This is a genomic window from Thalassospira sp. MCCC 1A01428, assembly GCF_002115825.1.
Lineage (GTDB): Bacteria > Pseudomonadota > Alphaproteobacteria > Rhodospirillales > Thalassospiraceae > Thalassospira.
This window is the reverse complement of the sequence record NZ_JFJZ01000007.1, coordinates 178,714-189,941: the sequence shown is the minus strand read 5'-3', so window position 1 is coordinate 189,941 and position 11,228 is coordinate 178,714. Positions and strand designations below refer to the sequence as shown.

Below are 11,228 nucleotides of genomic sequence, written 5' to 3'. Positions count from 1 at the left end.
ACTTGGTTCTAGAATCTAGCGATGGCATTTTTATCAGAAGCAAAAGCGACAAAAATGTCTGGAAATATGTCCGCATCGCCGATGGTGGCGGCGGCAATTACAAGGCCAATATCTATGATGGCGGCTATCTTGATATCAGCAACAGCCGGGTGGAAAACAGCCGGAAGATTGGCATCCTGGTCAACAAAAACAGCGGCATTGACGGCCGCATCAGCATCACCAACGTCAAATACAAAGACAACGAAATCGACTATAAAGAAGAAAAATAGCCCGTAACGCGTTGTCTGAGATAACATCCGGTGTTTCCTGAATTCAGTTTCGGGAAACACATTTTTTTAAGGGCAAATTAAGGTTGTGCATCCCCAAACCGGTCAACAAAAATGGCCACATGCCGCGTGCGGATACTAAAGCAGGGGTAAATGGCGAACTGACCGATGCCCAAATCGTATCCGGTAAACTTTGACAGCCTCCAAAAAACGTTATAATCAAACCGCAGATTATTCCGAAATTGGACATTTGCCGTGCGTGCCAACCGGGCCTCATCACCGTCTGATCTGCGGGTGACCATCACAACGCTGGTGGCTTGCCTTTTATTGATCAATACGGTTCTGTTCGGCTTTATGCACGCCCCGCTGGCCGCACAGGCCCGGGCCGACGGCAGCGGCTATATTCCGATACTGATTTGTACTGCCAACGGCATTCAGGCCATTCGTCTGCCGTCCGATCCCAATGCACCGCAATCCGCCCCCGAAACATCGGGCCGGTATGACAGCTACGAAGCCTATCAATGTGCATTATGTGGTATCGGCATGCACGCAATGGCGCCAACGGCGACCTACGAAATTCCCGAACTTCACCGCATTTTGCTGTCTAATGCGGTTACCGCCCTTCATATCACGGCACACAGCCCGCGATTTTACCCCAAGGCAGGGTCGCCACGCGCACCGCCAATGCCAGCCGCAGCATAATTAACCGTTTTGTGGTTTATTTTGAATCGGGTTGCTCTGGCGCATACACGCCGCAAGGCTTTCTTCCGGCTGTCCTGCATCACCATTCCCGATCACGATAAATCTTTGCATTAAAAATGCCTGTTTTCAGCACTATCCGGCCTGCATTCCATATCTAAACCTGATCATGGTTAACGGGATGCCTGCCCAATGCTGCCTTACATTGTATTTTTTAATGCAGCATGGTTTTGCGTCATTTTGCCGTCGTGCTGAATACGGAAAATCCACAAAACCGGTGCTGGTGGAAACACCCCCTGCCCGTCGCCCGCCTTGTACATATTCAGGGCCGGGTTGCGGCCAAACAGCGCACCCTAAAACGGTTACGGATGCTGCCCCGTCTGATCTTTCCCGGGAAAGCGGGCCTTTAACATGGTTTGGGCCATGGGCCGGTTCCCCGGTGCCACATATTTACGAAATCAGATTGCACCCCATGTGTTCCCGCCAGACGGGAGCCATGGCAGTGCCTTGTCCTTGGGGATAAACCATGTCTAACCCGACCAGCGGTGCATCGCGCCGCCCCGAAAACACCAACGGCTTTTATCGCGCCGTCTGGCGCTGGCATTTTTATGCCGGGCTTTTTGTTCTGCCCTTCATTGTCCTGATGGCGATTACCGGCGGGGCCTATCTGTTCCGCGATGAAATCGACAATTTCGTCTATTCCGATTTAAAACAGGTTGCCGTGCCTTCCACCCCGGCCCTGCCCTATAGCACACAAATCGAAGCCGCCCTGGCAATGCAGGATGGCAAGGTTGTCAAACTGACCACGCCAGTCACGCCGGCATCATCCACCGAAGTTACCATTGCTGATGCCAACGGGGCGCGCCATGCGGTTTATGTAAACCCCTATACCGCACAGGCATTGGGTGAAATGGCCGATCGCGGCACCGTCATGTGGATCGTGCGCCGCCTGCACAGCCTGGCCGAATTTGGCACATTCCCCAATGCCCTGATCGAAATTGTTGGCGGATGGACCATTTTGCTGGTGCTGACCGGCATTTACCTGTGGTGGCCCAAACGGGTGGATGGCACATCGCGCCTTGCCATTCGCGGCAAAACATCGAACCGTCGCTGGTGGCGCGACAGCCACGCCGTGGTTGGCCTGTTTGCCGGTTTTTTCATTTTGTTTCTGGCAACCACCGGCATGCCGTGGTCGGTTTTCTGGGGTAAATATGCCAACCAGTTCGCCAATGGCACCCCCACGGGGTATCCGTCCGGCGTTCGGGTGGATGTTCCCCTTTCCACCGTTCCCATGATCGATGCCTTTGGTGAAACCGGCTGGACCACTGAAAATGCCCCCTTGCCGCTTTCCGTTGCCACCGGGCCGCAGGCGATTGGCATTGATGCCGCCACCCGAAAACTGAATGATCTGGGGCTGACACAGGGCTACGCCGTGAGCCTGCCCAACGGACCACGCGGTGTTTACAGCGCCTCCATCTACCCCGATGACCTTTCGCTGCAACGGGTGATTCATCTTGATCAATATTCGGGCCAGCCGCTGATCGACATGTCATATGCCGATTACGGCCCGTTAGGGCGCGGGCTGGAATGGGCGATCAATGTGCATATGGGGCAGCAATACGGGCTGACCAACCAGATTGTCATGTTGCTGGTCTGTGCATCGCTGATTTTCATGGCGGTTTCGGCGGGTGTGATGTGGTGGAAACGCCGCCCGTCCGGGCAAATGGGGGTTCCGCCCCTGCCGCGTGACGTGCGCAAGGTTTACGGCGTTTTGGCCATTCTGGCCATTGGCGGCATTATTTTCCCGCTGGTCGGCATGTCGATGATCCTGATGCTGGTTCTGGACCTGTTGTTTGTTGTCCGTCCGCGCCTGTTGCTTCGCAACGCCTGATCATTGTTTGGGCGCACGGTATGTGCCGTGCGCCTTTTCCCGCAAACACGAGGATCGGTCATGAATACTCCCGACGCCTTGCGCCAAATCCTGACCTATGCCGACGAAAAACCTGTTTTGCTTCCGGCCAACAACATTGTCGAACCGGGGCATGAAAGCCTTGCCAATGCCTATATTCTGGAACAGGGGTTAATTCTTCAGGGATATTATAACCGTGATGGGGACCGGCAAATTTGCCGGGTTTATCGCCCGGGGGATGTTTTCGGCCTCGAAGCACTGGACGGGGCAATGTCAACCACCAGCCCGCCCCTGATCAGTGAAACCCTGTCTCCCTGCCAGATCATAAGGGTTCCGCTGGCTCGGCTGCGCCAGCACCAACCCTCAAGCCTGTCGCTGGCACGGGTAATTTCACATTTTCTAAGCCGCGAAGTGATTGCCAGCCATTACTGGAAAATCAACATTGGCAGCGGTCCCGCCATCAGCCGCATTTGCCGCTTTTTGTTATGGGTGGCCCATCGCGACCAGTGCATTGTCCCCCCGCGCGACAAACTGGGCAGCATTGTTTCTGTCACCACCGAAACCGCCAGCCGCACCATCGCCAATTTGCGGCGTCAGGGATGTCTGGAACCTTTTGAATTTCGCCAGCGCGACCATATGCGCATCAACCGCGACGCCCTGCTTCATCATGCAGGCGATTTCTGGGATGATCGCGCGGCATGAATATGTGTTTTGCTCGCAATTAAGCCGTCACGGTAATCGGGGCAAAACACATATCGGCACACGAAAAACAGGGATAGACCCGGTTCATGTTTTCGGGCCCCGGGCGGCGGCTGTATTAACATGAATGGCATAAACGCTGGTTGTTGCCGTAATCAGCAATTCATTGTCCCGCGGCCCGCCAAAGGTCAGGTTCGAGACGGTTTCGGGCACCAGAATTTTGCCCAGCAAAACCCCGTTGGCATCCAGGCAATGCACGCCATCCGCCGCCGATGTCCAGACATTATCATGGCAATCCACCCGGAAACCATCCGGCAGGCCCGGCTCGATGGCCGCAAAATCGCGGCCATTTTCCAGCCTATTGCCACCGACCACATCATAAACACGAATGACCGATGGCACCGTGTCATCATGGCTTTGGCCGGATTCCGCCACATAAAGCCGCTTTTCATCGCGCGAAAAAGCCAACCCGTTGGGCTGGGCAAAATCATGCGCCACACTGGCAAGTTCCCCCGTGACAGTATCAAGGCGAAACACATTATGGTGGCGTTGTTCCGGGGTCGATTTATACCCTTCATAATCGGACAAAATGCCATATGTCGGGTCGGTAAACCACACAGAGCCATCCGATTTGACCACCACATCATTGGGTGAATTCAGGGGTTTGCCTTCAAACTGGTCGGCCAGCACCGTGATGGTGCCATCATGTTCCGTGCGGGTGACAGAGCGCGTGCCATGCTGGCAACTGATCAGCCGGCCCTGTGCATCGCGGGTATTGCCATTGGCAAAACTGGAATGATCGCGAAACACATTCACCGTGCCATCACACATCCAGCGATAAATTTTCTGATTGGGAATATCGGAAAATAACAGGCATTGATGGGCCGGGAACCATACCGGGCCTTCGGTCCATAAATGCCCGCCCGACAGTTTGCGCAGGCTGACATTCAGCAACACAAGATCACGGAAACGATTGTCAAAAATTTCATACGGGCCGTTCATACCCTGCCTCTTTTTTTACTGGCCAGTACCACCACCGACACAATGATCAGCCCGGTCAAAATCAACCGCACACCGGCACCCAAACCATAGGAATTCAACATCGATACCAGCAAAAACATGAACAATGCTGCCGCCCAGATGCCAGGCACATTTGAATTCCCCCCGGCAATCGAGGACCCGCCAATCACCACAACGGCAATCGACATCAGCATATATTCCGTGCCCATATTCAGGTTTGCACCGCCCGAAAAACTGGCCAGCAAAAAGCCGGTAAACCCGGCCAGCACCGCACAGCCGACATACACGCCAAAATGCACTGCCGTAACCGGCACACCGCCCAGACGGGCCGCACGTTTATTTTGCCCGCTTGCCAAAATCCAGCGGCCAATAATCGCGCGTTCCAGCACAATCCACGCCAGAACCGATACGCCAAGTGCCACCAGTGCGGCATTGGGAATGCCCAATGTGCCGCCCGTGGCAAAATCGGCAAGGCCTTCGGGCGGTTTGATGCGCAAACCACGGTTGGACCAAATTGCGACCGACTGAAACAAAAAGGACGAGGCCAGCGAGGCAATGATCGGCGGAATACGCATCAGCAAAATCAGGCCGAAATTAAACAGCCCGCAGCCCAGGCCAACGCCAATCGCAATCAACAGCCCCGGCACCACCAGCGCGCCGTCGCTTGCCATAAATTTCAGGGCCACCGTCCCGGCCAGTGTCATGGTTGCGGGAATGGAAAGGTCCACATTGCCCGGCCCCAATGTCACAACAAACATCTGGCCGATCCCGACAATCACGGTAAAGGAGGCAAAGGTAAAGGCGGCATATAAAAGCGATCCTGCCTCGGCCCCACCGCCGGACCCGGCCATCATCGCGGCAATAAATGTTGCCGCTGCGGCCAGATAGGCCCAAATCCAGGCCTTGCGCGACACCAGACCAAACAGGGCCTTCACACCGTTTTGCGGTGCATTTTGCACATTATTTTCCACAGTCATGCCAAGGCCTCCCGACGGGTAAAGACAAGGCGCACCGCCAGAACCAAAATCAAAATCGCTCCTTGCGCGCCAATCTGCCAGTCCGATGACAGATGCAGGAAAGACAGGAAGCTGGCCGCCAGCGTCAGGGTCATCGCCCCGATCACAGCCCCGATGGGCGACACCCGGCCACCGGTAAATTCACCGCCGCCCAAAATCACCCCGGCAATCGATAACAGGGTATAACGCAAGGCAATATTGGCATCGGCCGAGGTGGTTAAACCCACCAGCGCCATCCCGGACAACACCCCGAACAACCCGGCAATGCCATAGGCCGTTGCTTTCAGGCCCAGAACCGACCAACCCGAACGGTCAATGGCCTGGCTGTTGCCGCCAACACCGCGCAACAACACCCCCAATGATGACCGTTTGACAAAATAATGCATGATCAGCCCAATCACGACGGGCGCAATAATCGCAACCGGCACAAAGGGGGGCTTGGCCTTCATCATTGCATGCAGCCAAGCCGGGGCCGAGCCACCGGGCGAAGGCAAAATCAAAATCGCCATGCCCGACCAGAAAAACGACATGCCCAATGTCACAACAATCGCGGGCAAGCCACGGGCATGAATAATCGCCCCCATCGCGGCATAAACCGCAATGGCGCCCAACAGCATGGCATAGCCCACCACCGGGTCACTTTGCACAAAGGTTGCCGTGACACAGGCACAAAAACTGACAAAGGTGCCAATCGACAAATCAATGTCATTGACCATCAAAATCATCATCTGGGCAATGGTTGCCAGCGCCACAGGTACGGCGAGATTAAACAGCAGATTCAGCCCGAAATAGCTCATGGCGCGCGGCTGCAGGTAAAACACCCCTGCCAGCAACAAACCCAACGAGAAAATCGGCAACAAAATGCGTAAATGATCGCGTGTCATGATGTGGCCTCCTCCATCTAGAACGAAGCACGCAGCATGTTTTCTTCGGTAATGTCATCACCGGTCAGTTCGGCGGCAATTTCACTGTCGCGAAACACAAAAACCCGGTCACATTCCAGAATTTCGTCGGTTTCCGTCGAATACCACAGGAAGGTGCGGCCCTTTTCGGCTTCATCGCGAACCATACGGTACACTTCCTTTTTGGTGCCCACATCCACGCCGCGCATCGGGTCATCCATCACCACAATCGGGGCGGAGGATGCCAGGGCGCGTGAAAACAGCACCTTTTGCTGATTGCCGCCCGATAACGACAAAATCGAGCTTTCAACGTCATCGGTCTTGATCTTGATTTTCCGGTGCCAGTCCGCCACCAGCTTTTTCTCGGCCTTGCGGTCCACCAAAAACGACCGGCTAAATTCCACCAGGGTTTGCAAGCTCAAATTACGCAAAATCGACCATAGCGGCATCACGCCATCGCGCGCCCGGTCCCCGGCCACAAACACCACGGCTGGCGCCCGGTTGGCCCGCCAGTCCGATGATCGTTCCAGATAACACTGTGCCAGCGCCTCGGCCTGTCCATGCCCGGCAAGACCCGCCAAACCGACAATTTCGCCTTTGCGTGCCGTCAGGCCATTGGCCATGCGCAAAACTTCATCGCCCAATTCGCGCTGTTTGCGCCCGTCACCACTATCCGCACCATCGGCCACAACATGGCCCATTGCATCCACCAGGCTGTCGCGGGTAAAGGTGTGTGCCGCATCATTGGCAATAATGCGCCCGTCTTTCATCACCACCATGCGGGTCGCGACGTCAAAAATCTCGCCCAGCATATGGGAAATAAAAATCACCGCCCCGCCAGCAGCACAGAACTTTTTGATATAGGCCAGCAACTGGTCGGCAATCGAACCATCAAGCGAGGATGTCGGTTCGTCCAAAATCACCAGCCTTGCATCAATGTCGCGCCGGGAAAAAGCAATGGCAATTTCCACCATTTGCCGTTCGGCAATCGACAGGTCGCCCACCACACGATAGGGGTCAATACCATTGCCGGGAAAAACCGCATCCAGGGACACCCGCACCGCACTGGCGGCATTCCCGCGCCAATTGCGCCACGGCATATTGCGATAGGGAATGCGCATATTTTCCAGAACGGTTAAATTCGGGCACAGCGACAATTCCTGAAACACACTGCGAATGCCTGCCTGGCGTGCCCGTTGGCCATTGCGAAAATCGGCCTTGCTTTCCGCCCCGTCATAGCGCGCCTCGCCCGTCGTTGGCGACAGACGGCCATTAATCACATTCACCAGGGTGGATTTCCCCGCCCCGTTATGGCCAACCACGCCCACACATTCGCCCGGCATGATATTCAGCGCCACATCACTTAAGGCCCTGACCGGCCCAAAAGACACACCAATACCGGCCAGGGAAATGATCGGCACCTCACGGGTGCCGATCTCCTTGCGGTTTACAACCATAATCCTGTCGCCTTACTTCGTTGACTTGATCAGGGTTTGTGCATCTTCAAGGGAATATTCAACATTGGCGACCGACCCTTCCGGTGTCGTTGCCAGCATCTCTGCCAGGTTGTCCTGGTCCACCCGCAGGAACGGTACGGTCAGGTCCTTGGCAACTTCCTTGCCATTCAGCACCTGCTGTGCCACCCAGAATGCCAGGGTGCTGACCCCCGGTGCAATCGACAGCGAGGTGGTTTCATAGCCATTTTTGGCATGCTCGTCAGACCACCATTTCAGTTCATCCTGGCGGTTGCCCATAATGATGGTCGGCATCGGGCGATCGGTGGCCGCAAAGGCCCGCGCCGCCCCATAACCGTCGCCGCCCTGGGTCACAACGGCAGTAATGTCGGGCAGGCTGGGCAAAATACCGGCAACGGCCTTTTGCGCCACATCCTGGGCCCAGTCGCCGTGGACGGAACCCACAATCTTGAACTTGCTGTCTTTGGCCGCTTCATGGATGCCCGCACTGATTTCGTCATCGACGAAAACCCCGGCAAGACCGCGAATTTCCAACAGGTTGCCGCCATCCGGATAGCGTTTTTCCAGATATTTAACCTGTTCGCGACCCATTTGCCGGAAATCAACCGCAATGCGCCAGGCGCACGGCTCGGTCACAATCCCGTCAAAGGACACCACGGTAATGCCGGCATCACAGGCTTCACGCACGGCCCCGTTAATTGCGGTTGGCGATGCGGCATCAATCACAATCGCATCATAGCCCTGCAAAATCATGTTTTGAATTTGGGCCGCCTGTTCCGTTGCCTGGTTTTCCGATGTGGTAAAGGCATCGGCTGCGGCAACAACGCCGGTTTTTACCGCTTCACCCGTTACCTTGTCCCAGCTTTGCAGCATGGCCTGGCGCCAGGAATTTCCGGCATAATTGTTGGAAAAGGCAATGCGTTTATCTGCCGTATCGGCCATTGCGTGGGTGGATGCCAAAATTGTCGTTCCGGCAATCACGCCCATAAGCATGTTCTTGAATTTCATTTTTCCTCCCTGACGCGCCTGCGCACGTCGTGGTCCGTGTTGTTTATGTGAACTTTTTTGCGTTTAACTTACGCAGCAGTATCTTATTTTCAGGCTCTCGATTTACAGGCATCCGGATAAAATCGTAAAGAGCGCATGCCGCACCCGTCTTGCGGGTTCCCGCACCATCCTTGCGGACACACGCAAGACAATTAAATGCCGCCGTCATATGATCCACGCCGGAGGAAACATTCATGTCGGAACTTGCCCATTATCTGCGCATTTCCAACCTGCTTGCGGGCAATCTGGACATCAATTCTGCCCTGCATTCGGTCAAATCGGAAATCGACAAAATCATCGAATTTGACCACCTTGATGTCTGCCTGATCGACACCGGCAAAACATGGAATACCTCCTACGAGGTTGGCCTGCAAACAAGCTGGAGCACCTCGCGATCTGCTGTGCGGCAATCGCCGGTTCGCGATATACTTTATGGGAAAACCGATTATCTTCTCACCGGCAATGCCTTGAAAGACCCCCGCTACATCTTCCCCGATGCGGTCAGCGCGCCCATCCTCCATCACGAATTTCGCAGCCGGGTTAATGTAGCGATGAAAGTTCTGGGAGAAGTTATCGGCTCGCTCAACTGTTCATCAAAAAAAGAAAATTTCTATGACGAAACCCACGTCGAACAGGTGCGAATTCTGGCTGATATTCTGGCACCTTATTTTTATGCCTTGCGCGCCAACGAGAAGTCCAACAAGGAAGCCATATATCGCGCCGAAATTCTTGCCCGGGAAGAAGGTTTGCGCCTTGGCGCCCTTAGCCTTACCGACGCGCTGGAAGCCGAACGCCAACGCATCGGCATGGATTTACACGACCAGACACTGGCCGATCTTACCCGCATTGCGCGCGACATCCATCCCGGCTTGACCAACGCCCAGCATCATCATCTGCAACAGCAAATACAAAACATGATCCAGGATCTACGCGGGATTATTGATACATCAATTCCCTCTATCCTTGAGCTTTTCGGTTTTCATCATGCAATTGTCACCCACCTCGAACGCGCCATCAGCCGTGAAAGCACAATGCAATTCAGCGTTGATGACCATACCGACGGTGCGATAGATACCTTGCCCGAAACCATACGTATCGCCATTTTCCGCATTTGCCAGGAAGCACTTAACAATGCCGTCCTGCATTCGGGTGCCGACAAAATTTCTGTCATCATCCGTCGTGATGACAGCGGACATTTAAAAATCAAAATTATCGACAACGGCACGTTTCGCCCAACCCCGCGCGGGCCAAGTGGTGGTCTGGCGCATATCAAAACCCGCGCCCAGCTGATTGGTGCGCAATATCAAATCAGTACCGAGAACGGTACGCAAATAAAAATAAAGCTGCCCAGGGCAGCCCAAAATACCAAAGGGTCAGGCGATGAAAATACTGCTGGTTGAAGACGATAAAATGCACGCCGATTTCCTGCGGGAAACTGTTGAAAGTGCGTTACCTGAATGTACTGAAATCCTGATTGCCCGTGATGGCAAAGAGGGCGAAACCCTGGCCCACCGCCACAAAATCACGGCCATCGTAATGGATTTGCGCATGAAAGAACAAAACGGTATCGAGGCCGCACGGATCATTTGGGCCAGATGTCCTGAAACCCGCATTCTGTTCTGGTCAAACTATTCAGACGAAGCCTATTTGCGCGGCATTGCCAACATCGTTCCCCATGAAGCCACCTATGGCTATGTATTAAAAACAGCCACCGAGGACAGAATGCGCCTTGCCTTGCGAGCTGTCCTGATCGAAGCGCAGATCGTGGTTGATCGTGAAGTCCACCAGATACAAAATCAGCAAATGCGCTCCCGAAGCGCACTAACCGAATTTGAATATATCATTTTAATCGATATTGCCCTTGGCCTTCCCGACAAAGCCATTGCCACCCGGCGCAAACTGTCGCTTCGCACGGTTCAAAACCGCCTGTTATCCCTATATGACAAACTCGACGTGGGGGCGCTGGACCAAAACGACCTCGGCATTTTGCTAAATAAACGCACCCGTGCCGTTTCCAATGCCATCGCCCGCAAAATCATCAACCGGGAGGGCCTTTCTTCGGCTGAAAAGGAACTGCAGGCATGGCTTATCCGAAATGATGGCAAAACACCAACATCTGGCACAGGGCGTTTTTCCAGTCACAACACCAAATAACCCGCACATCAAAACGGCACGGCGAAACAAAACAGCACATC

At 54.5% G+C, this 11,228-nt stretch carries 11 protein-coding genes; 6 read left to right on the top strand and 5 right to left on the bottom strand.

Annotation, left to right across the window (positions count from 1 at the left end):
* The 4 genes from THS27_RS27160 to THS27_RS08580 all read left to right on the top strand — a co-directional run.
* Positions 1–269 (top strand): hypothetical protein (locus tag THS27_RS27160; protein WP_210402860.1); only part of this gene is annotated, 269 nt, incomplete at its 5' end.
* A 252-nt stretch (positions 270–521) separates the two neighbouring features.
* Positions 522–968 carry a DUF2946 family protein gene (locus tag THS27_RS08595; RefSeq protein WP_085589843.1) on the top strand — a complete coding sequence of 149 codons (447 nt, stop codon included), beginning with the start codon at positions 522–524 and terminating at the stop codon, positions 966–968.
* A gap of 523 nt (positions 969–1,491) precedes the next feature.
* Entirely contained in the window at positions 1,492–2,856 is a 1,365-nt protein-coding gene (locus THS27_RS08585; RefSeq protein ID WP_085589839.1) for a PepSY domain-containing protein, read from the top strand.
* Positions 2,857–2,916: 60 nt separating this feature from the next.
* Positions 2,917–3,576 (top strand): Crp/Fnr family transcriptional regulator, encoded by a 660-nt coding sequence (locus tag THS27_RS08580; protein ID WP_085589837.1) that lies wholly within the window; start codon positions 2,917–2,919, stop codon positions 3,574–3,576.
* Between the two features lie 84 nt (positions 3,577–3,660).
* Here THS27_RS08580 and THS27_RS08575 read toward each other — a convergent pair whose 3' ends face one another.
* The 5 genes from THS27_RS08575 to THS27_RS08555 are packed head-to-tail and all read right to left on the bottom strand — an operon-like array spanning position 3,661 to position 8,994.
* Entirely contained in the window at positions 3,661–4,575 is a 915-nt protein-coding gene (locus THS27_RS08575) for an SMP-30/gluconolactonase/LRE family protein (RefSeq protein ID WP_085589835.1), read from the bottom strand.
* Positions 4,572–5,570, bottom strand: a complete 999-nt coding sequence (locus THS27_RS08570) for an ABC transporter permease (protein WP_085589833.1) — start codon at positions 5,568–5,570, stop codon at positions 4,572–4,574. Before THS27_RS08570 ends, THS27_RS08575 begins: the two co-directional genes overlap by 4 nt.
* Complete coding sequence (locus THS27_RS08565) at positions 5,567–6,493, bottom strand: ABC transporter permease (protein ID WP_085589831.1); 927 nt, start codon at positions 6,491–6,493, stop codon at positions 5,567–5,569. The genes THS27_RS08570 and THS27_RS08565 overlap by 4 nt, the downstream gene beginning before the upstream one ends.
* A gap of 17 nt (positions 6,494–6,510) precedes the next feature.
* Complete coding sequence (locus tag THS27_RS08560) at positions 6,511–7,968, bottom strand: sugar ABC transporter ATP-binding protein (RefSeq protein ID WP_085589829.1); 1,458 nt, start codon at positions 7,966–7,968, stop codon at positions 6,511–6,513.
* Positions 7,969–7,980: 12 nt separating this feature from the next.
* On the bottom strand, positions 7,981–8,994 hold the full coding sequence (locus THS27_RS08555; RefSeq protein ID WP_085589827.1) for an ABC transporter substrate-binding protein: 1,014 nt from the start codon (positions 8,992–8,994) through the stop codon (positions 7,981–7,983).
* 233 nt (positions 8,995–9,227) lie between these two features.
* Here THS27_RS08555 and THS27_RS08550 point away from each other — a divergent pair, with 233 nt between their 5' ends.
* Together THS27_RS08550 and THS27_RS08545 are read left to right on the top strand one after the other, a co-directional pair.
* Entirely contained in the window at positions 9,228–10,433 is a 1,206-nt protein-coding gene (locus THS27_RS08550; protein ID WP_085589825.1) for a GAF domain-containing sensor histidine kinase, read from the top strand.
* Complete coding sequence (locus THS27_RS08545) at positions 10,414–11,187, top strand: response regulator transcription factor (RefSeq protein ID WP_085589823.1); 774 nt, start codon at positions 10,414–10,416, stop codon at positions 11,185–11,187. The genes THS27_RS08550 and THS27_RS08545 overlap by 20 nt, the downstream gene beginning before the upstream one ends.
* Positions 11,188–11,228: the final 41 nt, after the last annotated feature.

Excerpts from the sequence above, each read along its gene's own strand:
- THS27_RS08585 (WP_085589839.1), top strand. The coding sequence starts at position 1,492 with ATGTCTAACCCGACCAGCGGTGCATCGCGCCGCCCCGAAAACACCAAC.
- THS27_RS08580 (WP_085589837.1), top strand. The coding sequence starts at position 2,917 with ATGAATACTCCCGACGCCTTGCGCCAAATCCTGACCTATGCCGACGAA.
- THS27_RS08575 (WP_085589835.1), bottom strand. The coding sequence starts at position 4,575 with ATGAACGGCCCGTATGAAATTTTTGACAATCGTTTCCGTGATCTTGTG.
- THS27_RS08570 (WP_085589833.1), bottom strand. The coding sequence starts at position 5,570 with ATGACTGTGGAAAATAATGTGCAAAATGCACCGCAAAACGGTGTGAAG.
- THS27_RS08565 (WP_085589831.1), bottom strand. The coding sequence starts at position 6,493 with ATGACACGCGATCATTTACGCATTTTGTTGCCGATTTTCTCGTTGGGT.
- THS27_RS08560 (WP_085589829.1), bottom strand. The coding sequence starts at position 7,968 with ATGGTTGTAAACCGCAAGGAGATCGGCACCCGTGAGGTGCCGATCATT.
- THS27_RS08555 (WP_085589827.1), bottom strand. The coding sequence starts at position 8,994 with ATGAAATTCAAGAACATGCTTATGGGCGTGATTGCCGGAACGACAATT.
- THS27_RS08550 (WP_085589825.1), top strand. The coding sequence starts at position 9,228 with ATGTCGGAACTTGCCCATTATCTGCGCATTTCCAACCTGCTTGCGGGC.
- THS27_RS08545 (WP_085589823.1), top strand. The coding sequence starts at position 10,414 with ATGAAAATACTGCTGGTTGAAGACGATAAAATGCACGCCGATTTCCTG.